Here is a 26,474-nt window from a genome sequence, read left to right on the forward strand (position 1 = left end):
CCAATTCATCTGTATCTTACTCCACCAAATGGCCAACAAATTGTGCTGTATTATCTAAAATTTTTCCACCGCGCCTGAATCCCAGTGCACAGGGTTCTCCGGCATAAAATATACCAGCCTGATATGAAAACCCGGCAGAATCGATTGGAAACGCTATATATTCCTGATATATTTTTGCCTGATCTTCGTACTCACCTTCCACTTGCTGAGATACTTTTCCATCTTCTTCCAAAATAGCCACATTCGCACCTTCTCTGCCAAAAAGCACTTTACATACTGATTTTTTATGCGATAAAGCAGCCGGTTCCGTTTGTAAAAGCAACGGATGATAAGGATATAGATCCCACAAAACTTTCAGGATATATTTGGACTGGAATAACAAGGTGTAAGCAGGATTAAGAATTACAGCTTTACGGTTTCTGATGATCTCCGTCAGTATTTTAGCGAGTTCGGGTTCATCATTTCCAATGAATTCCCAGGGAACAAGTTTGAACCAGTAATCGAAACGGATAAAGCTGCCATCATCCGGATTTTGCTTAAAAATACCTTCTCCATTAGAAAATTCCACTTCTTCAATATAAGCGAAATCAACATCAAAACCGGCTTCCTTCGCTGCTTCGGTAAGGATAGCTACATTGGTATCATCTTCCGGATAACCGCGCATTGTTGAAAAAAGGATCGAGGCTGTCAGGTCACTATTGGCTCTTTTAATATAAAGAAACTGGGCAACAAGCGTTTCGTACAAGGTATTAAACTGCTTAGAGTCGTCCAGATTATTTATCCGTAAATGTGCCCATTGTACTACCGCGCTTTCAGGAATACAAGTTGCTGTGTCTGCATTAAATTCAATCAGTTTTACCGGCTCGCCGTCAATACCACCGGCCAGGTCAAACCGGCCGTATAAGTGTACCTGACGGTCATCTTCCCAGGAAAGTTTGATAATTTCTACCAGATTTTCAGGAATACCCATTTCCTGAAAAAGATTATTATCTACCACATGCTGTCCGGCTTCCACGAGCATATCGTACAATGTTTCGGCAGCATGATAATATTGGTCCGCAGTTTCTTCGCTTATAACAACAACATCACTGGTTACATATGGAGCTGTATCCGTGCCAAGCATCCAGTTCCATCCTACTTTTTGAAGTGCCTTTTCAGGATGTTCCGGAAGAGATTTTAAATGAATCATATTTTAGTAACAGGGAAGATTAAACCAAACCATTCGCATGGTAAAATAATCAATATGACAAAATAACTCATTAAGGAAATTAAGACTGTAATCTTAATGAAACTTAACTTCTTAATGGCGAATAGTCAACCCCCGCTTCTGCCAGCTGAACGTCCGAAGAAACCACTTCTACCACTGGAAGGACGGCTGTTTACGACGCGGGTTGAACGTGAAGAATTTACGGCCTGAACTGCACCCTGCGATTTGTTATATGCACTTGCGCTTCCATAATACCCGCTTGGATTATTATTTTGCTGACGGTAATTATTGATATAACCATTGCCTGAATTACGGCCCAGCATATAGCCCATTCCTCCATAAAGCAACATGGTTGATAAACCGCTATGATGACCCACATTATTCTGGTTGGTACGGATTTCGCTATCAATCAATGCTTTGGCGGCGGATGTACTCAGCGAATCGGTATGTCCGTCCAGATAGGAAACAATAGCAACAGATTTGTCTGCCGCCACATTTTCTTCATCCATGATTTTGAATTCGCCCGGTTTTACTTCCTTAATATGTGAACGGATTCCTTTTGAATAAGTCGTTTCTTCATAACTATAATCCGACTCATCATCCTTGGATGAACAACCCGGCATCATCATTCCTGAGGATAAAATAGTCAGAGCAAGTGCACTGCTGATACTTATGTCTTTTACCTTTTTTATAAAAGAACCTTTTCGTAACTGTGTCATTGTCAATTTGGTTTATTAGCAAGAAGATTACCTTAAAAGTAGTTATTTATAAAATCGAAGGGAAGTATTATTAGTTCAGGTGGTTATATTGTCTTATCAGAAATCCGAAAATGAGATGGATGGCGGTTGTCTTTAACTAAAAAGACATCTATGAAAAAGACTTTCCAAAACCAGACTTTCCATGTTTCTGAAACAGGGATGCCTGGTTTTGGAAAGTCTAACGCATTAACTTCAATTTATATCAGGCTTTCTTTGCAATTTGGCTCAAAGCATCTACAAACCTGTCCAGATCACTTATTTTGGTATACACATGGGGTGTAACGCGTACACAGTTCAAATATTCATAGTTAATCCCAACTGTATGGATCTTATAGTCTTTAAATAATTTACCATCAAGTTCTCCCGGTTTTAATCCATCAATACTAATTCCGGCAATAGCACAGGAATATTCAGGTTTAAGAGAAGTATGGATTTTTACGCCCGGAATTTGCAATGCTTTTTCAGCCCAGTATTTTTTCAGGAAATGGATACGTTCCTGCTTGCGTTTGGTTCCAATTCCTTCCTGAAAATTAATTGCCTCCCCAATAGCCTGTTCAATACAAAAACTTCTGGTCCCCAAAGTCTCGAACTTCCGGATGTCGGCACTGGTAGGTTCATGATTACAAACGAGCGGCCATATTTTGGCAATTTTATCCTTTTTAACCCACATCATTCCGCTTCCAACCGGCGCACTTAAAAATTTATGCAGACTGGTACCAAAATAATCACATTCCAGATCAGGAATTTTAAAATCCAGTAACCCGAATGAATGTGCTCCGTCCACAATCACTTCAATACCTTTCTTATGTGCCATCTGGCTGATCTTTTTCACGGGCATGATCTGTCCTACCCAGTTCACTACATGCGTAAGATGAATAATTTTTGTTTGAGGCGTTATGGCATTTTCGTATGCTTTTACGATTTGCTCATCATCTTCTATCGGAAACTGAAATGTTAATTGCTTATAAACTATTCCGTCACGGAGTTCCCGTTGTTTCCAGGCATTCATCATGTTTGGATAATCGAATTTCATACCGATTACCTCATCGCCTTTTTGCAGTGGTAAGCCAAAAATAACAGTATTAAGTGCCTCAGTTGCGTTGCGGTTGATCGCAATTTCTTCGGCATCACAACCGCCCAGTCCTGCCAAACGCTGGCGTAACGGTTCGCGGCCTTTGTCCATAATCCGCCACATGTAATAAGACGGCCCCTGTGCGGCTTGTCTGTTGTATTTTTCAAGAGATTCCTGAACAACCAGCGGGGATGGCGAAACTCCACCATTATTCAGAATAAGAATATCACTTTTACTCGCAGAATAAGCATCCTGAATAACTGACCAATAATCTTCATTATCGCCATTCACGTTCCACAATTTTTCAGCTTCCTGAAAATCAGCGGCATGCAATTCATTAAAAAGGCTATTGACTCCAAATGCTCCCAAACCAATGGCTGCACTTTTCCTGAAAAAGGATCGACGGTTGTTCATAAATAAAGTTTTTTATAGGAATAGTAATTGAGTGAATTTGACAGGATCATGTAAACCATTTAAGAAAATGGGCCATAAGCAACAAACAATGGTCAATATACAACTTTACCTGAATATTGACACATCAAAAATCGCGTATTGGAATTTTATTATATTGATTGATAAGCCTTTAATAAAAATCCCTGATTCAGCTCAAACCTGTTCCTTTTAAACTTTACTCCCTGATTGCTGCGTTTAGCATCCAGTCGTAAGTATCGTAAGGCTCGGGCAATGCATCACTGTTCAGTTTCAAAAACATCATATGCAAATGTGTCGGCGAACGTTTTTTGTAGGCATTAAAGCCTGTCCGGCCCATTTCAGAGATTTTATCACCGGCATTCACCCATTGGCCGGGCTGCACGTTTACAATATTATTATGAGCATAATAGAATAACCCATCCAGGCAGGGATCATAAATCCATATCCAGTTACCTCCGCGTAGCTCACTGTCCGATTTCCATTCTGTTTCTGTGGCAATCACTATTCCGGATGTGAAAGAAAGTACATCAATCGGGTGCCAGGTACGGTCATCAATACCATCCTGATTTTTGTCATATACAAACAGGTCGTGGGCTGGATGGCTCCCTTTTACATTCATGTCAAAAAGATCAAAACCTTCCGGCCGGAATCCCTCTCCTTTACCACCTATGGATTCTTTGGGTAGATAACAGCGTACCGGGTATACAAAATAAGACGAGTCGATAGCACGGCAGGAATCTTTATTAAACTCTGACCTGATATTGCGCATAACTGTCTGAAAAGCAATCCTTGCCGAATCAGGAGAAATGACACAATCCCTTATATCCAGCTGTATCTGGCGGAAAGTGCTGCAATATTCCAATGTCTTATCAGAGCGATTAGTCCCATTTGTCCAGCCAGCAATACTGAAAATCAATACGATACCGGCAATTCCTTTCACAGTCATTAGTACTACCCCTTTCTTCGTCAACACTGATCGTTTTTACTTTAATCCTGAATTATAAACAAAACCCTTGAAGCCCTGCTAAAATAATAAATTGCAACAAAAATAGGCGTATTACATTAAAAAGCTCCTATAAATTCCTTTAAACGAAAACACTAAACAATTTTACAATGCAATATCGCCGCTTTGGACGCACCGGATGGGAAGTAAGTGAGATCGGTTATGGGATGTGGGGACTTGCGGGATGGACTGGTTCCGACCGCAAAGAAACAGATGATTCACTCAATCTTGCCGTAGAATCCGGCGTTAATTTTTTTGATACTGCATGGGGTTATGCAGAAGGATTAAGTGAAAAAATACTGGGAGAACTGATCAAACGGTACCCTGATAAAAAGCTTTATGCAGCTACTAAAATCCCGCCCAAAAACCGTCAGTGGCCGTCAAGGCCTGAGTTTAAATTAAGCGAAGTTTTCCCGGCCGGCTACATTATTGAATACGCAGAAAAAAGCTTGAAAAACTTAGGGCTGGAACAAATTGACCTCCTTCAGTTCCACGTTTGGGAAGATAGCTGGGCACAGGAAGATGAATGGAAAGAAGCAATCCAGAAACTGACCAAAGAGGGAAAAGTCGAACGCTGGGGACTGAGCCTGAACCGCTGGGAACCGGACAATTCGCTGAAAACGCTGAAAACAGGTTTAATTGACGCGGTTCAGGTAATTTATAATATTTTCGATCAGGCACCGGAAGACAACCTTTTCCCATTATGCAAAAAGATGGATATTGGTGTAATTTCCAGGGTTCCGTTTGATGAAGGCACACTGACAGGAACTTTTACAAAGGAAACCACTTTCCCGGCCGACGACTGGCGTTCGACTTATTTCGTTCCTGAGAACCTGAATTCGAGTGTGGACCATGCCGAAGCCCTGAGAAAAGATATACCGGAAGGTATGACAATGCCTGAACTGGCTTTGAAGTTTATTCTCAACAATACCGATGTGCATACGACCATTCCGGGTATGAGAAAACTGCCTCATGTAAGATCGAATGTATCTGCCAGTGATGGTGAAAAATTAGCAATTGATCTGGCAGAAAAACTGAAACAGCATCGTTGGGACCGTGAGCCAACTCAGTGGTCTCAGTAGAAGCTCGCCCCGATTTGCAATCGGGAGCGGTTATGGTCTCGCGTTTGTAACGCGCTTAAACAATGTTTAATAAGCACGTTACAAACGTGCAACCATAGCCACCCCGATTACAAATCGGGGTGAGTTAAAGAGCTAAATCTATTTAAACAAAGCTTTATCAAAAGAAAACCTTCCGGGACCTGTTAAAAGCAGTGCGATATAAGGGATTATAAACAATATCGCATGTTCCTTTTTATCAAAAGGGTCGTTCGCGTGAACGATGAACAATACAACGAGCATCGTAAAAAGTAACGGTATAAGCACTGCACGGGAAGCCAATCCAATAATTAGTAGAATAGAACAAAAGAATTCTGCACCAATTGTCAGTATTAAAGACAATTCCTCTCCAATTCCAACCGGATCAGCAAAAGTATGATCTCCGCTCATAAAGTTGCTTAGCTTGGCATATCCATGGTTAATCATCAAAAGAGAGATTCCGACTCTCAAAATAAGTACAGCCCAATCGGCCGTATTTGGTAGTTTAACTGGCTTTAAAAAATCTTTCAACATAGATCAATGGGTTATTTGTAATGAGTACTAAGTTACTGTAACCAAAACGGCTTCGCAGATAGTTCAGAAAAAAAAATAATATACCCGCCAAGAATTCATATTTTATTTGTCAAATAATATTTTTAGATTTGTCTAAAATAATATTAAGATTGAAATAAATATAAAATTCGACGATATATGAAATTACTCATACTACTTATATTTTGTACATTGTCTTTGTCCGCTTTTGGGCAACCTCCGTTGGGGCAACATCCGTTGGGGCAACATGTACTATCAGGAAAAATCTCTTTGGAGGGACAAACAGAACCTGCATTTGGCGCAGCGGTCTATATCAACGAATTGAAAATTGGCACTACTGCTGACACATTGGGTAATTATTTGATCACTTCAATTCCAAAAGGCAATTATACGATCAGGATCAGTTATGTTTCTTTTCCGACAATTACAGAAAAAAATATAAGGATCGACAAAAACGTTACAAAAGACTTCACACTAAAATCGGGAGAAAATTCATTAGATGAAGTGGTGGTTACAGGAACGATGAAAGAAGTTTCCAAACTCGACAGTCCGGTTCCGGTGGACATTATTACCGCAAAATTTATATATAAAAACCCGGTACCAAGTATTTTTGAAGGATTAAGCTATGTAAACGGAGTCAGGCCACAGCTGAATTGTAATGTGTGCAGCACAGGAGATATCCATATCAACGGATTAGAAGGCCCCTATACGATGGTTCTGATCGACGGCATGCCGATGGTAAGCGGGCTTTCGACGGTTTATGGATTATCCGGAATCCCCAATAGCCTGATAGACAGGGTTGAAATTGTAAAAGGACCGGCGTCTACTTTATATGGTTCGGAAGCTGTTGGCGGATTGATTAATATTATCACTAAAAATCCATCCAAAGCCCCTACCTTTTCAGCAGATGTTTTCAGTACTTCCTGGCTGGATTATAATGTAGACCTCGGGCTAAAACTGACTCCCAGCCCAAAAGTAACTTCTTTGCTCGGCATCAGTTATTTCAATTACCAGAATCCGATTGATAATAATAAAGATGGCTTTACAGATCTGACTCTGCAAAACCGTATCTCTGTTTTTAACAAATGGTCATTTAATCTTCCGGACAATAAGATGGCCAATGTTGCAATCAGATATTATTATGAAGACCGCTGGGGCGGGCAGATGAACTGGAATAAATCTTATCGTGGTGGCAGTGAAGTATATGGCGAGAGTATTTATACCAAACGTTATGAGATATTGGGTAATTACCAGCTGCCAACCAAAGAAAAAATCACATTCCAGTATTCGTTCAGCTCTCATAATCAGAACTCGGTTTACGGCCATGTACTTTTTAATGCCGACCAGAAAATCTCATTTGCACAATTGTTATGGGATAAAGTAGCAGGGAAACACAACTTCTTATTCGGAGCACCGTTCCGCTATACTTTTTACAATGACAACACGCCCGCAACCAGGTATTCGGATGGAAGAGATCATGCGGACCAAACCTTCCTTCCGGGGGTTTTTGTACAGGATGAAATCAAGATGGGTTCTCATGCGTTGCTGCTAGGTGCGAGATATGATTACAATAGCCGTCACGGGAGTATTTTCACACCCAGACTGGCCTATAAAATAAAGTTAAACCAGACCGATGTAGTTCGTCTTAACATTGGACGTGGTTTCCGTATTGTTAATTTATTTACCGAGGATCACGCTGCGCTTACGGGTTCAAGGCAGGTTATTGTCAGAGAGAAACTGAATCCGGAACAGAGCTGGAATGCAAATATCAATTTTGTAAAAAAGATCGTTACCGGAAATTCCTTTGTTGGTTTCGATGCTTCTGTTTTTTATACTTACTTCACCAACCGCATTTTACCAGATTATGATACTGATCCGAATCTGATTATTTATGATAACCTGAATGGATATGCAGTTTCAAAAGGAATTAGCCTGAATCTGGACTTTAATTTCTCATTTCCCTTAAAAATTATTGCCGGAGGTACGTTTATGGATAATTTCCAGAGCGAGAACGGTATTAAATTCCGGCCTGTATTAACTGAAAAGTTTACCGGAATCTGGGCTGTTTCTTATGAAATTCAAAAAGCGGGTATATCGTTTGATTATACAGGGAATATTTATGGCCCGATGCGCCTGCCATTATTGAGTGAAAACGATCCGCGCGCTGCGATATCCCCAATATGGTCGCTGCAAAATATACAGGTAACGAAGAAATTCCCTAACGGGCTGGAATTCTATGGCGGAGTAAAAAACCTGCTTAATTTCACGCCTCCTGCGAACTCCATTGCAAGGTCTTTTGATCCGTTTGATAAAAACGTAACCTTTGATCCTCAGGGACAAGTAGTGTCAACGCCGGACAATCCAAACCGCTTAACTTTTGATCCATCCTATGTTTTTGCACCCAATCAGGGGATCAGAGGATTCGCAGGTTTCAGGTATACTTTCCACTAAAAATTACATTAAATTTTACGGAAAAATTCATTTTTCAAAATGGTTTATATAACTATTCGGGGATGAAAAACATTTATTATACTGATATTCATTGCATTGAATAATGATTGATTGTATATTTGTAGCGTCAATATAAAAAACACTACATAACTATGGCATTAACTAAGCAATTTGTAAAAAGTAAATCTGTTTACAAAGTTACATTTACAGTACCTGCAGAAGCAGCAGTTGAAACAAAAAAAGTAGCGCTTGTAGGTGAATTTAACGGATGGAATCCGGAGGAAGGCATCGCTTTGAAAAAACAAAAAGACGGTTCATTTAAAGGAACTCTTGAACTTGGTGCAGGAGAATACCAGTTCAAATATATCCTTGACGATGCAAAATGGGAAAACGACTGGGAAGCCGATAAATACGTTCCTGCCGGTGTAGATGCTACTGCTGAAAACTCGGTAGTTGTGTTGTAAAAACGGTTAAACGGTTAAACGGTTAAACGGTTAAACGGTTAAAGGAAAATGGCCTGGTATGGTTTATACTGGTCATTTTCCTTTTTTATTTTAAAGTAACCGAAAAGCTAACATTGCGACGGACCGAGCTAATTACATTGCAAAGTTATCGCTGTCAACGTAAGCTTTGATGAGAGCGGTTTCTCCCTCTTTTCCTTTTTGGGAAACGCCATGCTCCATTCCCATGATGAATGATTTATTTTCTTTTTTGCTACGGTCGTAGATATACTTAAATATATTTTTATAGTTGATTTCTCCCGTGGTCGGCTCATTGCGGCCTGGTTCGTCTCCTATCTGAAAATAATCAATTTCACTCCAGGTCATGTCAATATTGTGAATAAGACGGCCTTCGTTTTTTTGCATGTGGTAAATGTCGTACAGTATTTTACAAGATTTACTGTTTACGCCACGGCAAATTTCGTAAGTCTGATCGGAAGTACGTAAAAACAAATTAGGGGAATCACTCAGTGGTTCCAGAACCATTACCAGTCCGGCCGGTTCCAATATTTCTGCCCCACGGCGAAGTGCATCAATTACATGTCCGGTTTGTACTCCAATCGGCAGATTACGTTCGAAATCACCAGGTACAACTGTCATCCATTTGGCGTTGACGCGCTTGGCAACTTCCACAGCTTTCCGGCAGCCATTTAAAAAAATATCAATATTTTCTTTTTTACCTGCTGCCAGTGTATTGGCCCCATTTCCACCTTTATCTACTACAAAAACGCCCATTTCCATCTTCAAACGAAGCATTTCCTTAGCTATTTTCTCCTGCTCTTCTACGGGCCGGCCCATCATACCATTGTCTTCCAATGCCATGAATCCCTGGTCAGCCATGAATTTCAACTGATCAATTACATCTTTCCCTACACTATTCTGGAACATACCAAAATGTGAGGCATATTTAAGTTTAAATTTATTCGGAGCAAGTGTTCCAGTAGGATTGGCAAAAGTTTCACCTGCTGCAATTGCAGCGCCAGCCACCCCTAATGTAGATTTCACAAAATTTCTGCGGAGCATATCTTTCTTTACGTTATGGTTTTAGACATGTAAAGATGGTTTTTATTAAAATATACCCCAAAAACTAATTTCTTAAATGAATTACCTTGCTACAAATTATTTTGCCAGGAAGAAATGCCACGAATACACTAATTTTCACTAAGTGATAGTTTATGGCCCGTCATATCTTTATGCCTGTTAAGTGTTTCTTTTCTTTTTACGTTTTTCTTTTTTGGTTTTAATTTCAACCGGTGAGGCAATGACTTCTTCTACCGGCTGCGGGAAATAAGGAGCCAGTTCTTTTTTTATTTCTTCTCTGAAAGCATTTTTCACTCCTTCCAGCGCAGCTTCTTTCACTTCTCCGTCTATCTGATTTCCTTTTAATAATTTCACAACAGACTCTTCACCGGGCCAGCTTCCTCCCAAATATCGCGCAGCGCTTGAACGAACTGAAACCGGATCATTGGTATTTAATGCAGCAGATCTTAGCAGGTATACGGCCTCAGTACTTCCCACTGTCTGAATAGACGCCAGTAACGCCACTTTTTTCTTATCGTTTAAAGTTTCCAGCTTTTCAGAAACGTAAGACAGACCCGCCTGTTCAAGAAGTAATCCTCCTGCATCCCGGCCAATTACTTCATCAGATTTAGACAAAGCAAGGTCAAATAACCGGTCATTTTCCGAATCAGGCTGGTACCGGGTTACCAGTTCAATATAATCCCCGGTTCCGTAGGTTTCGTCCAGCAATTTATTCAGGGCTGTTAATCCCTGCTGAGAGTTACTAACAAAGGATTTATCCAAATGTAATAATGCCAGTTTGCTTACTTCAATACGATCCGACGACGGCACGGTCATTACATGAAGCAATGCCTGGGATTTTTCATAACCTGCATGAAAAAAATCAAATGCACGGAAATATTTTAACCTGCTCTTAAAATTCACTGCTGTATCGGATGCCAAAGTAGTCAGAAAAGGAATTGCCTTCCGGGTACGTGCCAGCCAGATAATGTCTTTCCCAGCTGGTGAGCGCTCAGGATTTGCACCGGTTTTTGCCAGCCAGGCAGGAAAAATCCGCTCCCATTGACCTATAGCACCGATACTCAGCGCTTCTACCGACCAACGATCATTCCCTTTATATTGCTGGGCTAATTGCAGCCAGACATCCAGGGCTTCATACGTATGGTTATGATTGATGGCCAGGGCACATTCACGACGAACCTGTGGGTTTGGGTCGGCTGTCAACCTTTTGATATATTCAGTCGGGTCACTGTTGCGCTGGCGAACAGCACGAAGAGCAACAATTCTCAGATTCGGATTAAGTTCTCTGAATCCAATATCCAGGTTCCGGTAATTAAATCCTTCAATATTATTCAAAACCCATAATGCACGAGCTCGCAAACGAGGATTTCCATCATATTGGCGAAACAGGTTTTCCAACTCTGTTTCAGCTTCCCAGCCCAATTTAACACAAGCATTCCACGCCATATAACGCATGGATAAATTAGGGCTTTGTAATGCTTTTACCGCTTCCGCAGGAGACGTCAAATCATATACGGGAATTCTATAGGGCACACCCGGAGGCGCAATCCGGTATAATCTGCCCCTGCTTTTATCCTTCATTTTATTTCCTCCTATTACCGGATCATACCAGTCTGACACAATCAAAGATCCGTCGGGCGCTACACAAACATCAGAAGGCCGGAACCATTTATCGCGCTTACCTTCCATAACCGGCAGAATACCAGTTGATTTGTATCCAGCACCGTCGTCTGCAACGGGAAATGAATTTAAAGCATTTTGGCCTGCATCAGCTAAGATAACCTGATCCCAAAAGCGGCGTGGCAGTAAATTTCCCTCGTAAACCGTCATGCCCATTGGGAAACCGGAACCTGTCTGTAACAGATTTGGTACTACGCCAGGATCGTTCTGGTGCCAGTGGCGTCTCGGAATTTCATCTTCCAGATTGGTCCTGTTAACACGCCAGCTGTTACCGTTCATCTCATCAATATATCCAAAATTCCCGTTCTCCATGACATAAGAAACCCTGTCACTGCCATTTCCCGGCTCTTCCTGATCCGACTGCCACATAGTTCCGTAACTGTCAACGGCCACTTCAAACCCATTCCGAAAGTTTTCTGCCAGAATTTCTACTTTTCTGAAATCCTGGTCACACCGGAAAACCACACCTTGTTTATATTGCCTGAAATTGATTGGCCTTTCATATTTATCCAGTAACGGCCGGTCCTGCCCGTCTACGAGCTGCCTGCCTGCATTGCCATAATTGAAATAGAACTTTCCATCCGGCCCAAATACGAACGCATGAATACCTGCATCGTTCTGAACTCCTCCAATTCCTTTAAACAGTACTTCTTTTTTATCCGCTTTATCATCTCCGTTTGTATCTGTAAAAAGCCATACATACGGACTTTGGGAAACGATCACTTTATTGCCCATCACCCATATTCCGGATGGAGCATTTATTTCAGATCCCTGGTAAAATACTTTAGTAATATCTGCTTTGCCATCTCCGTCTTTATCTTCAAGGATCAGGATACGATCACCCATACCTAACTCGGATTTACCGTTTACGGCAGGCCGGTAATTGTAACCTTCCAAAACCCAAACCCTGCCCCGGTGGTCTACATCAATATTTGTTGGATTGGTCAGGTTTGGTTCAGCTGCAAACAGCGTTGCTTCCAACCCTTCTGCAATGTCAAGTCCTGCAACCGCATTGATCGTAAATCTTTTTTCAGATTCCGAAAGATGTGCATAAATGCTGTCAGGATGAATTATTACCAGTGAATCAGGTGCTTGGCAAAAACCGCGGGTAAAAGAAGAGCAAATAATTACTGCAATTAATACAGTAATTTTATTAAATTTAAATTGTTTCAAAACGTACTTGGATGATGCGGATATTATTCAAAAAAACATTTAAAATTACCTTATGTTTGTTGAATAAAGAAATGAAGTGATATAAAAACAGTGCTACAATATTTATAAGAACTAGTTTGACGGAACAAAATATCAGAAATAATGATTTCTGATTAAAGTTATAATAACAGGCTATAATGGAAGATTTAATCAAAAAAATGATGGAGGCCAATACGCTGTCCGAGCACGAAGCCGTAAGCAAAGCCTGTACAGATTACCTGGCTACTGCCACGGATGACGAACGTCGCGATATTAAAGAGGCAATAAAGAAAAAGGCGAACAGCATTATTTCAGACTCTTCCGAAACGCGTAAAAAAGCACTGGAATTCATTGCCAAAATAAAAATGAGGATATTCCCTTAGAAAATTATGGTCTGAAATATTGGAAAGCATTCATGTAAATAAATGCTTTCTATGTCTGTTACTTCTTCTTCAAACGGCTCATATACTCCACAAGGTTCACAAGTTCGTCAGTGGTCATGGCATCCTGACATATTCATTAAATTCAATCTTAAAATAATAAATAATTATTTCACAAACTTACCATTATTTTGTTATATAACAAAACAATAGTAAGTTTATGAAATCTTCATCTACAAAAGTGCTTTCCTAAACGTGAAAGAAAAAATTAAGCAGCTCATCGCTGAACATTTGATTAGAAAGGCAAGGCTAAAAACCACATTGCATAATTTGGATGCTATTGGTGCAATTAATAATAATATTTTAAATAATATTCTTGATGAAATAAGGGAAATCGATGAATCAATACAAAAACTTAAAGAAATACTTAAACTACTTTAGAAATTTCAGTTTAATACTTTGCCAAAACACTCACAATGGAAAATTTAATTAAGAAATTAAAAGACGCAATTACGATTAGTGACTATGATGCTGCAAGTAAAGCCTGCTTGGATTATTTTGCATTAGCGACCGAAGAAGAACGAAATGATATAAGGAAAGCAATAAGGCAAAAAGCAGATGAAATTATGCTGGAAGCCGTTCAAACACGTCAAAAGGCATCAGAGCTCATTGCCACATTTGAAAACCAGGATGTGTCAATTGAAATAGACGGACAAAAATATCCGTTAAGTGAGTGGGTTACAATGAAGGAATATTGCAGGCGTTTTGGGTTAAAAAATACGATGATAATAAACAACTGGATTAACAGGAAAATTATACCGAGAGAAAATATATTAAATATTGGTCAGCTTAATAATTTAAGACTGATTAAGGCAGTACCATATAAAGAGTGAAGATATATTACATTAAAGGGAGATCGGTTACACAAATCTCCCTTTAATAATCATATTACTTCTTCTTCAAACTGCTCATATACTCTACCAGGTTCACAAGTTCGTCAGTGGTCATGGCATCCTGAAGACCGGCCGGCATCATAGAATCTTTCATTTGCTTCATTGATTTCACTTGCGACATTTTATATTCCTGGGTAGATCCGCCAGGAAATTTCAGGATCAGATCCGTTTCAGTTTTGCTGGAAACAATGCCCGATACGGTCGAACCATCCTTGAAAGTAACTTCAAAACCTTCATAACCAAAACCAATACCTGCACTTGGTTCATAGATCGCTGCATACAATGCTTCCTTTGGTAATTTGCCGCCGATTTCCGAAAGCTTAGGTCCGAAATCCATTCCTGTTGTATTTACCTGATGACAAACCGAACAATACATGGCAAACACTTCTTTGCCTTTAACTGCATTTCCTTTCATACCAACAAGTTCTTTTAGCTCAGGATGCTTTTTCACAGCAGAAGCAGACCCTTCCAAATACTTTGTAGCTTCCATTTTTACGGATTTGCGCCACGCACCGCTTAATCCCTGAACTGCGGCAGTTTTCAGTTCACCAGCAATTTTACCCTCTTTCAATAAAACCAGAACCTCATCTTCACCATTCATTGTACCGCCCAGTGATTTCACGGCTTCACTTCTGAGATTGACAGGATATTTGCTGTCCAAAGCAACACTTTTCAGAATTCCCAATGACTCTTTACTTCCCACACCTTTGATCGATGCCAGCATTCCTTCTGCCTTTGCATCGTCTTTTCCCTTTATAGTATTCCAAACCAAAGTGGTTCCGCCTTGTTTCAGTAATTGCTGACCAGCCTGACGTCCGATATTGGTAGAAGACTGCGACAAAGCCAGTTGCAGCAAACGGTTGTTTTCCGAAATGAGCTCATAACGTGATACCAGTTCCATGTAAGTGGCTGTACCGTAAGATGCATCCAGTAATTTTTTCAGTGCAGCCTGTGCCTCCGGTGATTGTTTGACAAAAGCCGGATCCAAATGACGAAGCGCCAGTTCATTAATTTCATTCTGGTTAGCTGCTTTTCCTTTCATGATTTTTAATAATGCCGCCGATTTTTCCTTTCCACCGGGATTAAAATCAAATGCACGGAAATAACGCAGACGGCTTTTCAGGTCGACATCCGGGTTACTCGCCAGCGATGCCAGTAATGTAACTGATTCCTTACTTCTTGAACGCCACACGATATCTTTACCCGCCTGGCTTTCGATCGGGTTTGGACCGGCAACTGCTTCCCAGGCTTTGAAAAATGAATCCCATTGTCCTTCTGCGCCAATTCCCAGTGCTTCCAGATACCAGCGGTCTTTTCCGTCATACTGCTGCGCAAGCCTTACCCAAAGGCTTGAAATTCCCGGCAGTTTACTTCCATGAATAGCCAAAGCACATTCGCGCCGCACCTGCGGCTCAGGATCGTTGACCAGCAAGCTAACATATTTGACCAGATCCTGGCTTTTATTCTGCGTTACGATTCTTAATGCTGTTATGCGGATATCAGGATTTTTATCTCCAAATGCCTTTTCAAGATAAGCCGTGTTGTTTTTATCAATATTACATAATGTCCAAAGTGCGCGAGCCTGCATTCTCGGGTTTTTACTCTCATATAACTTTTCCAGCTCCGGTACGGCAGTTGTCCCCATTTTCACTAGTGCAGTCCAGGCCAGATAACGTACCGAAACATTCGGGCTTTGTAAAGCTTCTACTGCTCCTGCTACACTTGAAAAATCTGCTCTGGGAATTTTATAAGGCGTATTTGCAGGAGCAATCCTGAACAAACGCCCTTTATTCTGGTCTCCCGCCTGGTGGCCGCCTACACCTGGATCATACCAGTCGGAAACGATCAGCGAGCCATCTGGCGCTACGCAAACATCGGAAGGACGGAACCACTGATCACGTTTTCCATCGACGATATTCACAATCTTAGCTGTATAACCTGCACCTGATTTTTGAACCGGATATGAGCGAACCACATTATGGCCCGGCTCGCAATGGATCATTTGTCCCCAAAACGATTTTGGCAATAAACTGCCTTCGTATACGACCACGCCTGTCGGTGATCCCGAACCGGTCTGTAATAAATTTGGTACAACACCTGGATCATTCAAATGCCAGTGACGGAAAGGAATAGAATCCTCTACATTGGTACGGTTTGCACGCCATCCTGCCCCTGTCAGTTCATCCGTATAACCATAATTACCATACTGCATCACATAGTTAATCCGGACACCTTTGTTTCCATCATCATCATTGTCCGACTGCCACATGGTTCCGTAACTGTCCACAGCCACTTCATAATTGTTCCGGAAATTATTTCCTAATACTTCAATATTTTTAAAATCAGGGTCACAACGAAAAACCATTCCCTGTCTGAGTTTTTTAAAATCGATTGGCTGGCCGTTTTTACCCAAAACAGGATTACCTTTTCCGTCCAGCAGGTGCCCGCCTTCATTACCAAAATTGAAATACAGTTTTCCGTCCGGCCCGAATGTAAATGCATGCATGCCATGATCATGCTGTTCTCCGCCAACGCCCTCAAATATCACTTCCTTTTTATCGGCCTTGCCATCGCCATCAGCGTCTGTGAAAAGCCATACATACGGACTTTGAGAAACGATTACCTTATTGCCCATTACCCAAATCCCCAATGGCGAATTCAATTCTTTGCCCTGATAGAAAACTGTTGTTTTGTCCGACTTGCCATCACCGTTTGTATCTTCCATGATTAAAATACGGTCACCTTCGTTTTTAGTCGGATTACCATTGATGGCAGGACGGTAATTATAAGCTTCACAAACCCAAACCCGGCCCAGATGGTCTACGTCAATATTAGTCGGATTTGTAATAGTAGGTTCAGATGCAAAAAGGGTAGCTTCCAGTCCTTCTGTTACCGACAATCCGGCAACAGCATACTGTGACGATCTTTTTTGCTCATCGGTCAGGTCTTTGTACAGCGTATCCAGCGAGGTACCACTAAAAGTACTTGGATTGGTACGCTGGTAAAAAGCTGTCGTTAGGCCGATCAGCAAACCGGCTGTCAGAATCGGACCGAAGGATTTTTTTAAGTTCATGAGGTGATTAGGATGATTGTCACCAAACCCGAAAACCGGATTTGAGCAATACTTAAATAAAGATTACTAATTTTAGAGTATAAGAGACAATCCACCTGTCATTTACTATTATGAACAAGACTTTTTTTTACGCTATCGCCATTTTCACTTCTGCTCAGGCTTATGGGCAGTCAGTAATTCCACCAGCTGATATTCAAATAAAAACGGCTGTACTGGCGGCTCCTTCCGACAAACAGTCCTATGCAAAAGTGTATGGATATGCACCGGACGGCTCGTTTACTATTCTCAGAAAAGGCACCAATGATTTTGTATGTTTAGCCGACGACCCTAAAAAAGAAGATATCGGCGTATCCTGCTACCATGCTGCACTTGATTCTTTTATGGAGCGTGGCAGAGTGTTGAGCAAAGAAGGAAAAAGCCAGAAAGATATCTTTGATATTCGTGAAAAAGAAGTAAAAAGCGGCCAATTAAAAATGCCCGAACAGCCAACTACACTCTATGTGCTTTCGGGTACAAAGGATAATTATGATGCAGCAGCAGGAACTTTAAAAAATGGTTATTTACGCTACGTCGTTTACATTCCATACGCAACTGCTGAAAGCACCGGACTTCCACTTAAACCGGACGTGCCGGGAATGCCATGGATTATGGACGCAGGAACACACCGTGCACATATTATGATCAATCCTCCGAAACTGTAAATCCATTCATTACTGTATTTATTTTATTAAATCGGCCTCCCGGTTTAAACTAATTATCCTAAACCCTTTCGACTGAAAACGCCAGTGCTTTTTCTGTGAAGAGGGTTTTTGTTTGTTTCCATACTTTTCCAAAATATTCTGATTTCCGGTAATCATTCAATGCCTCTTCCGAGTCCCAGTGACTGTGCGTAACAAATACATTTTGTTCATGCAGGTCACGCCATAATTCCAGATACAAACATCCTTTCATCCCCAAAATCTCATTTTTGGATTGGTTAAAAATATCAAGAAACATCGTTGTTTTCTCAGGAGAAAAAGTCATTCTTACAATTCTGATGATCATGGATAAATCTGTTTGATGTGCTTTTAAAGATAATTAAACTATAAAGCTTTGATAAATCGTTAGAAAATAGTGAACATTTTTTTTCAGGGTAAATTGTAACTTGCAGTGTCTTTTTGAGGAAAAGAAAACCAATCAATGAAAAAAATATCAGCAATTCTTATCGCTTTGGGCCTGTCGGCTATTTCATTTCAATCCATGTCACAAACCGAAACCATCAATCTCTGGCCGGAAGGCAAAGTCCCAAATTTTAAAAGCAGTACCATTCATGAAAAATCTGAAACGGATGCAAGCGGGATTTTGAGGATCAGCGGTGTAACTGTTCCGACCATGACGGCATATATCGCTCCAAAAGAAAAGGCTACCGGAGCGGCTATTATGATTTGTCCGGGTGGCGGTTATGGAATTCTGGCTGCTTCACACGAAGGCAGTGATTTTGCCAAATGGTTTAATGATCACGGAATTTCGGCTTTTGTTTTGAAATACAGGTTGCCCAATGAAAAGGCAATGACACATCAGCACGAGGTTCCGTTAATGGATGCAATGCAGGCTATGAAACTGATCCGCCAGAGTGCAGGCAAATGGAATATTGATAAGGATAAAATTGGCGCAATGGGTTTTTCCGCCGGAGGGCATTTGGCTGCAACACTTTCTACACATTATAATATGGGCGAAAAAGCTTCGGAAGAAGCCAAACCGAATTTCTCCATTCTCTTGTATCCTGTTATTTCTTTCATGCCAAATATCTCGCACGGCGGCTCACGCGATAATTTATTAGGGCCCGAAAAGTCGGATGAGCTGATCAAATATTATTCAAATGAATTACAGGTGAGCGCTAAAACGCCACCCGCTTTTCTGGTACATGCAGAAGATGACGGAGCTGTACCAGTTGAAAATAGTATCGAATATTATCTGGCATTGAAAAAACTTAAAATTTCAGCAGAAATGCATCTTTACCCCCTTGGCGGTCACGGATATGGCTTTCGTACAGAAGGGAAAGGATCATTGGCCAACTGGCCGGCTGCGATGGAAGGCTGGCTGAAAGCAATGGGCTATACGAAATAATCAGATATGTTTTGAAAATTAAAATTATTTGCTAAATTTACTGTCAAATGACCTTAATACTACAATCATTTGACAGTATGAGAACACAGATAATTGATATTTTAGGCGGGCAAAAAGCTTTCAGCCAAAACGTTGACAGCTTTTTGTCGTTTATAGAAATTACTGAAAAAGGATTCCCGATCTCTATCGCACAAAGGGTTCAGAAACGGCTCAATTTATCAAATAAACAATTCAGCGAAATGCTTAATCTGTCGGAAAGCACGTTTCAGCGACGGATCAAAAACAAATCCATACTATCAGCAGGAGAAAGTGAAAAAGTAGTCGATTTCTCCAAAATTATTGCCAAAGGTGTAGATGTATTTGAAGATGAGCATGATTTTAAAACCTGGCTCGAAAGTCCCGTTCTTGCCCTTGGAAACAAAAAACCTCTGGATCTTCTTGGATCTTCAATTGGCCGTGAAGAAGTCCTGAATGTTTTGTTCAGGATCGAGCACGGGATTTTTTCTTAACTATGCAGTTATACCGGATCACAAATCCTACATATTCTAATGATATTCAGGGAACTGGCTGCTTGTATACAAGCGGGCGATGGCACTATAAAGGGACCAGAATACTTTATACTTCTGAATATATTTCGCTGGCAAAATTAGAGATACTGGCAAACACGCCGGTTATTCCTAAAAATCAGGTTCTGGTAACTATTGAAATTCCGGAAACGGCCCTGATTAAAGAAATTACTTCCAAAGAACTTCCTTCCGGCTGGTGGCAATTCCCGTATCCAAACATATTGTCTGATTTTACAGAATCCTGGATTAAAGAAGGTATTTACTGGATCATGAAAGTCCCTTCTGCCCAATCGCTGACAGAATATAATTATTTGCTAAATCCTTTACACGCACAGCATGCTTTGGCAAAAGTGATAAATACAGAGGCGATCCATTTTGACAAAAGACTAAAAAATTAAGCATGACGAGTCATTAGCCAGCGGTGAGAAATTTAGAATTCGATTGTTTGAAATAAAAAGCTGCAATTAAAAAAAACAGCATTACAGATTTTGTAAAATCTGTAATGCTGCCGCAATTAATTTATAGCTACCAGATTACGTGTTTCCGTTTCAGTAACTTCGTTTGTTGTCAGATTAATATTTTTAACGATTTTTTCGTTTTCGTCTGATATTTCTAATGTATAATTTCCATCCTGTACTTCTGAAAAATTCAGCTTCCGGCCGTATTTTTCAATAGCCTTTCCTACCATTTCTTCATGCATCACAATACCTTTATCATTAAGTAAACGAATAGCAACACGTTCTCCTTTTATTTTCTCTAACAGCAGGTTCATAGTGACCGTATTTTTGACCCGGTACATACCTACCCGGAAATTATTACAAGTGTTATTTTTGCATTCAGCCTTTGGTTTAACCATTGCTGCTGAAACATTGGCACTTAACAACAAAACTCCGCAAGCAGCGGCAATTACAGATTTCATTACGTTTTTCATGGCTATATGAAGGTTACTTTTTGTAAAAAATATTTAAAGATTTTACGAAAGAGTCCTTCCCGGCAAGCCATGTTGCATGGTTTATACGAACGGTAAAAAATAAAGGCTGAATGGTTTTACCCGCCAATTGCAATCATCCGGCGGTTTTGTTCATAATCGGATTTGGCCGCTTTTTCTGTGAAATTAACGTGGCCTCCGTATTTGAAGTGTTTCTTGTAGAAATGCGTATAAACAAGCTGACGAACATCTTCTCCTGCACGCAAAGGAGTAAGCAAATCGACCTCAGTAGTATCAAAAAGACAGTTTTTTAATTTTCCGTCTGCCGTGAGCCGGATACGGTTACACCCGGCACAGAACGGATGCGTAACTGTACCAATAATCCCGAAAGTCCCTGCTCCTCCTTTTACCTGAAAACGATTTGCGGTATCTTCCAATTCTCCCTGTAATGCTTCAAACTCAAATTCTTTACTGATTCCTGAGAGAAGATCGGCGTAGGATACAATTTTAGACATATCCCACTGATTACCATTAAATGGCATGAATTCTATAAAGCGAACGTGTAAATTTGGTTCATCAAGCGTAAGTCTCACGAAATCATTAATCTCTGAATCATTCACACCCTTCATAACGACGACATTAATCTTGACTACAAAACCTTCTGATAACAGCAGCCTGATATTGCCCAGCGTTTTGTCGAAATGATCGCGTTTTGTAATACTTTTAAACTGCTCTTCCTTTAAAGTATCCAGACTCACATTAAGTGATCCAACTCCGGCTTCTTTTAATACAGACAGATACTGATCAATAAAAACGGCATTGGTGGTGAGTGTTAATGAAGTCGGTAATTTCCCCAGACTTGAAATGATTTGCCCTGCATCCTTTCGTACCAATGGCTCTCCGCCGGTTAATCGGATTTTATTGACGCCCATTTCAACAAATATCTTTGCCAATGCCTCTATTTCATCTGTTTGCATCAGCCATTTGGCAGGCATAAACTGCATGTCTTCCTGCGGCATACAATAAGTACAGCGCAGGTTACACTTATCTGTCAGCGAGATACGCAGATAAGTATGCTTACGGCCAAATGTATCAACAATAGGTAATGACATGTATCTCAAATAATATTCAATAAGCAACTAATAACGCTCGATCAGCAGATACTTAAAACTCTAAAATTTTAACTGCATCGGCGGCCTGGTCCCGACTAATGCTTATTCCCTTCCATTACACTAAAAACATGCAACACCTGCGGAAAAAGGGCATCTATATATTCAGTAACGCCTCCGGTACTTCCGGGCATTGTAATTACCAGTGTATTCCCGATCAATCCGGCTGCTGACCTTGAAAGCATCGCGGTTGGTATGCGTTCCTGTCCATATTGCCTTGCCGTTTCTGCTATTCCCGGTATTTCACGATCAATCAGTTCAATGACAGCTTCCGGTGTAACATCACGATTGGACAAACCGGTTCCGCCGGTCACCAATATCATTTGGTAAGACAAGCTGGTAAGGCTTTGAATTTTTTCCTGAATAGTTTCTTTATCATCAGGAATAATACTGTAATCGTTTACAGCAATATTAAGCGTCTTTAATTTCTCAATAATTTTTCGCCCTGATTTATCTTCTCCCGCACCACTGGAAATGCTATCGGAACAAACAATAACCGCGGTTTTCAAATTCTCAGGAATTGCTTTTCTATCACTTTTACCTCCTTTTTTCTCTAATAATTTAATATTCCTGATTTCAACACCCTTGTCAATCGGTTTGAGCATATCATACATTGTGAGTGCCACAACAGACGCGCCATGCATTGCTTCCACTTCTACACCCGTTTTATATATTGTTTTGACAGTCAATTCAATGATGACGGACAAATCTTCAATCCTGTAATTTACGGCGGTGTATTCAATTGGAATCGGGTGACAATCCGGTAAAAGATCCGGTGTTTTTTTTACCGCAAGAAAACCGGCCGCTTTGGCCATTTCAAAAACATCCCCTTTCGGTACAGACCTGTTTTGAATCGCTTCTATTGTTTCAGGTTTACTCACCAGCACAGTTGCCTGCGCCGTTGCTATTCTTAATGTATTCGTTTTATGCGTTATATCAACCATCAGAGGTTTTGGTATCTAAATATAATTTAAAGAAAGAATCAGATCAAAAAGCCGAAAGCTGATTGCCGAAAGCCCTACAAATTTTCCTTCCACACAAACCCCTCATTTCCAATCAATTCTTTACCAAAAATAGGAACGTTGGCTTTAATCTCTTCTACAATGTATTCCGAAGCTTCAAAAGCGGCACGGCGATGCGGGGAAGACACAAATACAAACAAACTGATTTCGCCAACCGGTACTACACCCAGGCTATGATAAATATGCAAACAGGTCAGTTCAAACTTTGCAAAAGCAGTTTCACGAATTTCATGAAAAGCCAGTTCTGCCATCTCTTCGTATGCTGAATATTCAATACCGGTAACAATGCCATCGCCCTTCTGATCTGCCCGGATTTGGCCTAAAAAGATGGCATGCGCGCCTATATTGGTTTTAGACTGATGACTGGCGACAGATTCGCCAACAAAAACCGGACTGATTGGCCCTTGTACAAATACTTTTTTCGGTTTCCGAATTTTATCCATCAAAGTAACCCAGGAATATAATGTGTAAAAAAAATCAACCTCCTGCAAAAGGCGGTAGTAAAGCAATTTCTGCCTGTTCGGGAATGAACAGAAAATCGTTCGATATCTGTTTATTCACTGCAATTTTGAACTTTTTTCTCTCATTGCAGGATATTTCTCCCAAATCTGAGTACGGAATTCTCCTACTGTCAGGTTATCATTGATTAGCCAGGACTCGCTCGCCTGCCCCGTTATTTCTGCCAGCATTCCAAAATACATCACTTGAATGCTCATGGTATCGATTTTAAATAAAACTTTGTATTAAAAAGGCAACAGATGTACCTCGACTAAATCTCCTTGCTTAACCACATTTTGTGTAACAGGTAAATAAATAATAGCATTGGCAATCGCAAAAGAACGCAACGCAAATGATTCCTGGCCGTCCAGTGGAATTACCTCTTCGTTTGTAACCGATGCTTTTAAAAATTCATCCCGCTCACCATTAAAAGAATAGGCAATTTTAGAAGGCAAACGCAACGAACGTAAAAAACAATCAGTTCTGCCTGACATTTTTTTAATTGCCGGCAATACGTATTCATAATAACACACTAATGACGATGCCGGATTCCCTGGCAACGCAAAAAAAAGTTTTTCTTTTCTTTTTGCAAATAATAATGGTTTTCCAGGCTTCTGTTTAACCTTATAAAAAATCGTTACCGCCTGAATGGCTTCCAGCGCTTTTCCAACAAAATCATAATCACCCACTGAAACTCCGCCAGTTGCCAGGATCAGGTCATTTTGCCCGGCAAGCTCCTGTAATGCGTCAATAGTAGATTGCAAATCGTCTTTCGCATACCTGACTTCAATTTCAAATATGCCTTCCTGCTGTAATGCTGCAACAAGCATTGCAGAATTAGATTCGTAAATCTGCCCATGTGCAATCGGCTGGCCCGTTTTTACCAGCTCATCACCTGTAACCAGCAATCCCACTTTTGGTTTTTTATACACTTCTACATTTTCCACATTCAGACCCAACAGAAATCCAATACTGCCGGGAGAAAGGAAAGTATTTTCTGGCAAAGCTACCGCTCCCTTTTTTATCTGCTGACCGATATTACGAACATTAGTACCCGCATTGACCGGATATTCATGAATGACAACCCTGCCATTTTCCTTTAAAGTATGCTCCTGCATAATAACAGCGGTAGCCCCATCCGGAACCGGCGCGCCTGTAAATATCCTGATCGCCTCACCTTTGGCCAGTATTTGTTTTTCGGGTTCTCCGGCTTTGGATTCATTAATGATATTCAAAGAAACTCCTGCCTGAGTAATATCCGAGTGATCAATCGCGAACCCATCCATCGACGATTGCCGGAATGATGGTAACGACAAAGGTGCCAAAACATCTCCTGCCAGAACAAAATTTAATGCTGCCTGTGTACCTCTGATTTCAGTAGGCAACAGCTCAGTATTAGCCATGATTTCTTGTTTCGCTTCCTGAACAGTAACCATATATTTATCAGATTTTGATTGCAAGTTAACACATCAAAATAACCAAACCACATATTTGGACTTTACCGGATAAATACCAAAAACATAGAAATTTAAGCGATTTTATAAAAAAATCAATACTAAATAAACATAACACATTGATTATCAGTGTATAATTAATTTTCAAAATACTGAATTCAAGGAATAATCATATAAATGTTGAAATATAACTATTTTGCAATTATCCATTATTCCAGGTGTTTATTCCCTTACGTCATCAGAATCAAACAAAATGTATTGCATTTCTAAAAATTACCAAAATTTGCACATCTTAAATTAGTACAAATATCCAATCTTAGAAATGCCTGTAAATCAGATTTTTATACAAAAATGAAACATTATTTATTCTATACCGTTATCTTCGCACTATGGGAAGCCAAATCTGACGGCCAAACTGTGTGGAAAACGACTGTAATGGAAGACCACCTAAAAATATGTTTCACGAAATTATATATGCATGATTCGACTAATCTTTGTTACCTTCTCAATCGCCGTTATGGGGAAATTATCCATGCCCGAGGTGAAGGTGGAAAAGAAAGAACTGAAAGAAACTAAAACCATCAACTCAGATCTTCTTGCTATTGACTTCTGTGGCGAGGCCGTACCATTATCCGAGCTTCGCATTGCCCAGCGATACCAAAACATGATCAGGAATTACGATAATCCTACATTTCGTAAGCTGATGACAAAGACTAAACAAAGGATGCGGATTATAGAACCAATCCTTAAAAAGTACGGAGTACCAGCCGATTTCAAATATTTGCCTATTATTGAGAGTGCTATGGCCAATGAGTCCACATCTCATAAAGGAGCAGGAGGTTACTGGCAGTTTATGCCATCAACAGCCAAGTCACTCGGACTGGTAGTTAACGAAACCCAGGATGATAGAAATCATCTGACAAAATCTACTCATGCCGCCGGTAAATATCTCCGCCGGCTACATCGCCAGCTTGGTTCCTGGACACTTGTTGCAGCGGCCTATAATGCAGGCCCTCAGCGTATTCAGGATCGTATGGATTCTCAAAATAAAGATGACTACTTCAAGCTAAAACTTAACGCTGAAACTTCAAAATACATTTATAAACTTATTGCAGTAAAAGAGTGGTTTTCCAATCCTGAAAGAAGCCGTGAATGGGGCAGCGGACAGGTTGTAAATCGTTTGGCTGAAATCGATTTTGACAAAAAGAATCTTCCGATAGTGGAAGAAGAGCCAAAAGTATTGGCAAAACTTGATTCAGATTCGTAAATCAGATAAGTTTATTTTACGTTAGTAGTAAGGAAAGGCTTTATATGCTTTTCTTTGCATAAGTGTATCCATAT

The 26,474-nt window shown here is 40.4% G+C and carries 26 protein-coding genes; 11 read left to right on the forward strand and 15 right to left on the reverse strand.

Features of this window, described 5'->3' with window-relative positions; genetic code table 11:
• Window positions 1-16: 16 nt before the first annotated feature.
• From KZC02_RS11535 to KZC02_RS11550, 4 genes are all read right to left on the reverse strand, one after another.
• Window positions 17-1,189: a glutathionylspermidine synthase family protein gene (locus tag KZC02_RS11535; RefSeq protein ID WP_221394236.1), complete on the reverse strand. Its 1,173-nt coding sequence runs from the start codon at window positions 1,187-1,189 to the stop codon at window positions 17-19.
• A 125-nt stretch (window positions 1,190-1,314) separates the two neighbouring features.
• Window positions 1,315-1,926, reverse strand: a complete 612-nt coding sequence (locus tag KZC02_RS11540; RefSeq protein WP_221394237.1) for a hypothetical protein — start codon at window positions 1,924-1,926, stop codon at window positions 1,315-1,317.
• 241 nt (window positions 1,927-2,167) lie between these two features.
• The gene (locus KZC02_RS11545) at window positions 2,168-3,451 is read right to left on the reverse strand and encodes an aminotransferase class V-fold PLP-dependent enzyme (protein ID WP_221394238.1); all 1,284 of its coding nucleotides are present in this window, start codon (window positions 3,449-3,451) and stop codon (window positions 2,168-2,170) included.
• A 214-nt stretch (window positions 3,452-3,665) separates the two neighbouring features.
• Window positions 3,666-4,439, reverse strand: a complete 774-nt coding sequence (locus tag KZC02_RS11550) for a M23 family metallopeptidase (protein ID WP_229254190.1) — start codon at window positions 4,437-4,439, stop codon at window positions 3,666-3,668.
• A 143-nt stretch (window positions 4,440-4,582) separates the two neighbouring features.
• Here KZC02_RS11550 and KZC02_RS11555 point away from each other — a divergent pair, with 143 nt between their 5' ends.
• Window positions 4,583-5,554, forward strand: coding sequence for an aldo/keto reductase (locus KZC02_RS11555; RefSeq protein WP_221394239.1), 972 nt, complete (start codon window positions 4,583-4,585; stop codon window positions 5,552-5,554).
• Window positions 5,555-5,692: 138 nt separating this feature from the next.
• On the opposite strand, the gene KZC02_RS11560 is transcribed toward KZC02_RS11555, so the two are convergent.
• Window positions 5,693-6,103: a DoxX family protein gene (locus KZC02_RS11560; RefSeq protein ID WP_221394240.1), complete on the reverse strand. Its 411-nt coding sequence runs from the start codon at window positions 6,101-6,103 to the stop codon at window positions 5,693-5,695.
• Between the two features lie 177 nt (window positions 6,104-6,280).
• On the opposite strand from KZC02_RS11560, the gene KZC02_RS11565 reads away from it, so the two are divergent.
• Window positions 6,281-8,572 (forward strand): TonB-dependent receptor, encoded by a 2,292-nt coding sequence (locus tag KZC02_RS11565; protein ID WP_221394241.1) that lies wholly within the window; start codon window positions 6,281-6,283, stop codon window positions 8,570-8,572.
• A 152-nt stretch (window positions 8,573-8,724) separates the two neighbouring features.
• Window positions 8,725-9,036: an isoamylase early set domain-containing protein gene (locus KZC02_RS11570; protein ID WP_221394242.1), complete on the forward strand. Its 312-nt coding sequence runs from the start codon at window positions 8,725-8,727 to the stop codon at window positions 9,034-9,036.
• A gap of 132 nt (window positions 9,037-9,168) precedes the next feature.
• On the opposite strand, the gene KZC02_RS11575 is transcribed toward KZC02_RS11570, so the two are convergent.
• Window positions 9,169-10,095 carry a hydroxypyruvate isomerase family protein gene (locus KZC02_RS11575; protein WP_221394243.1) on the reverse strand — a complete coding sequence of 309 codons (927 nt, stop codon included), beginning with the start codon at window positions 10,093-10,095 and terminating at the stop codon, window positions 9,169-9,171.
• A gap of 177 nt (window positions 10,096-10,272) precedes the next feature.
• On the reverse strand, window positions 10,273-12,966 hold the full coding sequence (locus KZC02_RS11580) for a PVC-type heme-binding CxxCH protein (RefSeq protein WP_229254191.1): 2,694 nt from the start codon (window positions 12,964-12,966) through the stop codon (window positions 10,273-10,275).
• A gap of 176 nt (window positions 12,967-13,142) precedes the next feature.
• Here KZC02_RS11580 and KZC02_RS11585 point away from each other — a divergent pair, with 176 nt between their 5' ends.
• The 3 genes from KZC02_RS11585 to KZC02_RS11595 all read left to right on the forward strand — a co-directional run bounded on the left by KZC02_RS11585 (window position 13,143) and on the right by KZC02_RS11595 (window position 14,257).
• Entirely contained in the window at window positions 13,143-13,367 is a 225-nt protein-coding gene (locus KZC02_RS11585; RefSeq protein WP_221394244.1) for a hypothetical protein, read from the forward strand.
• 252 nt (window positions 13,368-13,619) lie between these two features.
• Entirely contained in the window at window positions 13,620-13,805 is a 186-nt protein-coding gene (locus KZC02_RS11590) for a hypothetical protein (RefSeq protein WP_221394245.1), read from the forward strand.
• A gap of 35 nt (window positions 13,806-13,840) precedes the next feature.
• Window positions 13,841-14,257 (forward strand): hypothetical protein, encoded by a 417-nt coding sequence (locus tag KZC02_RS11595; RefSeq protein ID WP_221394246.1) that lies wholly within the window; start codon window positions 13,841-13,843, stop codon window positions 14,255-14,257.
• 55 nt (window positions 14,258-14,312) lie between these two features.
• On the opposite strand, the gene KZC02_RS11600 is transcribed toward KZC02_RS11595, so the two are convergent.
• Window positions 14,313-17,390, reverse strand: a complete 3,078-nt coding sequence (locus KZC02_RS11600; RefSeq protein WP_221394247.1) for a PVC-type heme-binding CxxCH protein — start codon at window positions 17,388-17,390, stop codon at window positions 14,313-14,315.
• 110 nt (window positions 17,391-17,500) lie between these two features.
• Here KZC02_RS11600 and KZC02_RS11605 point away from each other — a divergent pair, with 110 nt between their 5' ends.
• A complete protein-coding gene (locus KZC02_RS11605; protein ID WP_221394248.1) occupies window positions 17,501-18,091 on the forward strand; it encodes a hypothetical protein in 591 nt (196 codons plus the stop codon).
• Window positions 18,092-18,149: 58 nt separating this feature from the next.
• Here the strand turns inward: KZC02_RS11605 and KZC02_RS11610 are convergent, their stop codons facing one another.
• Window positions 18,150-18,434 (reverse strand): putative quinol monooxygenase, encoded by a 285-nt coding sequence (locus tag KZC02_RS11610; RefSeq protein ID WP_221394249.1) that lies wholly within the window; start codon window positions 18,432-18,434, stop codon window positions 18,150-18,152.
• A gap of 135 nt (window positions 18,435-18,569) precedes the next feature.
• Here KZC02_RS11610 and KZC02_RS11615 point away from each other — a divergent pair, with 135 nt between their 5' ends.
• The 3 genes from KZC02_RS11615 to KZC02_RS11625 all read left to right on the forward strand — a co-directional run bounded on the left by KZC02_RS11615 (window position 18,570) and on the right by KZC02_RS11625 (window position 20,460).
• A complete protein-coding gene (locus KZC02_RS11615) occupies window positions 18,570-19,496 on the forward strand; it encodes an alpha/beta hydrolase (protein ID WP_221394250.1) in 927 nt (308 codons plus the stop codon).
• Between the two features lie 77 nt (window positions 19,497-19,573).
• Entirely contained in the window at window positions 19,574-20,005 is a 432-nt protein-coding gene (locus tag KZC02_RS11620; RefSeq protein ID WP_221394251.1) for an antitoxin Xre/MbcA/ParS toxin-binding domain-containing protein, read from the forward strand.
• A 2-nt stretch (window positions 20,006-20,007) separates the two neighbouring features.
• The gene (locus KZC02_RS11625) at window positions 20,008-20,460 is read left to right on the forward strand and encodes an RES family NAD+ phosphorylase (protein WP_221394252.1); all 453 of its coding nucleotides are present in this window, start codon (window positions 20,008-20,010) and stop codon (window positions 20,458-20,460) included.
• A gap of 116 nt (window positions 20,461-20,576) precedes the next feature.
• Here KZC02_RS11625 and KZC02_RS11630 read toward each other — a convergent pair whose 3' ends face one another.
• The 6 genes from KZC02_RS11630 to glp form a co-directional block, all read right to left on the reverse strand.
• Window positions 20,577-20,993, reverse strand: a complete 417-nt coding sequence (locus tag KZC02_RS11630; RefSeq protein ID WP_221394253.1) for a hypothetical protein — start codon at window positions 20,991-20,993, stop codon at window positions 20,577-20,579.
• Between the two features lie 116 nt (window positions 20,994-21,109).
• The gene (moaA, locus tag KZC02_RS11635; RefSeq protein WP_221394254.1) at window positions 21,110-22,102 is read right to left on the reverse strand and encodes a GTP 3',8-cyclase MoaA; all 993 of its coding nucleotides are present in this window, start codon (window positions 22,100-22,102) and stop codon (window positions 21,110-21,112) included.
• A 95-nt stretch (window positions 22,103-22,197) separates the two neighbouring features.
• Window positions 22,198-23,103, reverse strand: coding sequence for a bifunctional molybdenum cofactor biosynthesis protein MoaC/MoaB (gene moaCB, locus KZC02_RS11640; RefSeq protein ID WP_221394255.1), 906 nt, complete (start codon window positions 23,101-23,103; stop codon window positions 22,198-22,200).
• Between the two features lie 74 nt (window positions 23,104-23,177).
• Window positions 23,178-23,624 (reverse strand): molybdenum cofactor biosynthesis protein MoaE, encoded by a 447-nt coding sequence (locus tag KZC02_RS11645; protein ID WP_221394256.1) that lies wholly within the window; start codon window positions 23,622-23,624, stop codon window positions 23,178-23,180.
• Window positions 23,625-23,738: 114 nt separating this feature from the next.
• Entirely contained in the window at window positions 23,739-23,897 is a 159-nt protein-coding gene (locus KZC02_RS11650) for a MoaD/ThiS family protein (protein ID WP_229254192.1), read from the reverse strand.
• Between the two features lie 27 nt (window positions 23,898-23,924).
• Window positions 23,925-25,115, reverse strand: a complete 1,191-nt coding sequence (gene glp / locus KZC02_RS11655; RefSeq protein ID WP_221394257.1) for a gephyrin-like molybdotransferase Glp — start codon at window positions 25,113-25,115, stop codon at window positions 23,925-23,927.
• A gap of 535 nt (window positions 25,116-25,650) precedes the next feature.
• On the opposite strand from glp, the gene KZC02_RS11660 reads away from it, so the two are divergent.
• Window positions 25,651-26,400 carry a lytic transglycosylase domain-containing protein gene (locus tag KZC02_RS11660; protein WP_229254194.1) on the forward strand — a complete coding sequence of 250 codons (750 nt, stop codon included), beginning with the start codon at window positions 25,651-25,653 and terminating at the stop codon, window positions 26,398-26,400.
• The last annotated feature ends 74 nt before the right edge of the window (window positions 26,401-26,474 follow it).

Origin of the sequence: Dyadobacter sp. NIV53, from assembly GCF_019711195.1 — a bacterium.
GTDB lineage: Bacteria > Bacteroidota > Bacteroidia > Cytophagales > Spirosomataceae > Dyadobacter.

Excerpts from the sequence above, each read along its gene's own strand:
- KZC02_RS11660 (WP_229254194.1), top strand. The coding sequence starts at position 25,651 with ATGGGGAAATTATCCATGCCCGAGGTGAAGGTGGAAAAGAAAGAACTG.
- KZC02_RS11610 (WP_221394249.1), bottom strand. The coding sequence starts at position 18,434 with ATGATCATCAGAATTGTAAGAATGACTTTTTCTCCTGAGAAAACAACG.
- moaCB (WP_221394255.1), bottom strand. The coding sequence starts at position 23,103 with ATGGTTGATATAACGCATAAAACGAATACATTAAGAATAGCAACGGCG.
- KZC02_RS11585 (WP_221394244.1), top strand. The coding sequence starts at position 13,143 with ATGGAAGATTTAATCAAAAAAATGATGGAGGCCAATACGCTGTCCGAG.
- KZC02_RS11595 (WP_221394246.1), top strand. The coding sequence starts at position 13,841 with ATGGAAAATTTAATTAAGAAATTAAAAGACGCAATTACGATTAGTGAC.
- KZC02_RS11545 (WP_221394238.1), bottom strand. The coding sequence starts at position 3,451 with ATGAACAACCGTCGATCCTTTTTCAGGAAAAGTGCAGCCATTGGTTTG.
- KZC02_RS11600 (WP_221394247.1), bottom strand. The coding sequence starts at position 17,390 with ATGAACTTAAAAAAATCCTTCGGTCCGATTCTGACAGCCGGTTTGCTG.
- KZC02_RS11630 (WP_221394253.1), bottom strand. The coding sequence starts at position 20,993 with ATGAAAAACGTAATGAAATCTGTAATTGCCGCTGCTTGCGGAGTTTTG.
- KZC02_RS11605 (WP_221394248.1), top strand. The coding sequence starts at position 17,501 with ATGAACAAGACTTTTTTTTACGCTATCGCCATTTTCACTTCTGCTCAG.
- KZC02_RS11650 (WP_229254192.1), bottom strand. The coding sequence starts at position 23,897 with ATGAGCATTCAAGTGATGTATTTTGGAATGCTGGCAGAAATAACGGGG.
- KZC02_RS11560 (WP_221394240.1), bottom strand. The coding sequence starts at position 6,103 with ATGTTGAAAGATTTTTTAAAGCCAGTTAAACTACCAAATACGGCCGAT.
- KZC02_RS11570 (WP_221394242.1), top strand. The coding sequence starts at position 8,725 with ATGGCATTAACTAAGCAATTTGTAAAAAGTAAATCTGTTTACAAAGTT.
- KZC02_RS11565 (WP_221394241.1), top strand. The coding sequence starts at position 6,281 with ATGAAATTACTCATACTACTTATATTTTGTACATTGTCTTTGTCCGCT.
- KZC02_RS11575 (WP_221394243.1), bottom strand. The coding sequence starts at position 10,095 with ATGCTCCGCAGAAATTTTGTGAAATCTACATTAGGGGTGGCTGGCGCT.
- KZC02_RS11555 (WP_221394239.1), top strand. The coding sequence starts at position 4,583 with ATGCAATATCGCCGCTTTGGACGCACCGGATGGGAAGTAAGTGAGATC.
- KZC02_RS11645 (WP_221394256.1), bottom strand. The coding sequence starts at position 23,624 with ATGGATAAAATTCGGAAACCGAAAAAAGTATTTGTACAAGGGCCAATC.
- KZC02_RS11615 (WP_221394250.1), top strand. The coding sequence starts at position 18,570 with ATGAAAAAAATATCAGCAATTCTTATCGCTTTGGGCCTGTCGGCTATT.
- KZC02_RS11540 (WP_221394237.1), bottom strand. The coding sequence starts at position 1,926 with ATGACACAGTTACGAAAAGGTTCTTTTATAAAAAAGGTAAAAGACATA.
- glp (WP_221394257.1), bottom strand. The coding sequence starts at position 25,115 with ATGGTTACTGTTCAGGAAGCGAAACAAGAAATCATGGCTAATACTGAG.
- KZC02_RS11625 (WP_221394252.1), top strand. The coding sequence starts at position 20,008 with ATGCAGTTATACCGGATCACAAATCCTACATATTCTAATGATATTCAG.
- moaA (WP_221394254.1), bottom strand. The coding sequence starts at position 22,102 with ATGTCATTACCTATTGTTGATACATTTGGCCGTAAGCATACTTATCTG.
- KZC02_RS11535 (WP_221394236.1), bottom strand. The coding sequence starts at position 1,189 with ATGATTCATTTAAAATCTCTTCCGGAACATCCTGAAAAGGCACTTCAA.
- KZC02_RS11620 (WP_221394251.1), top strand. The coding sequence starts at position 19,574 with ATGAGAACACAGATAATTGATATTTTAGGCGGGCAAAAAGCTTTCAGC.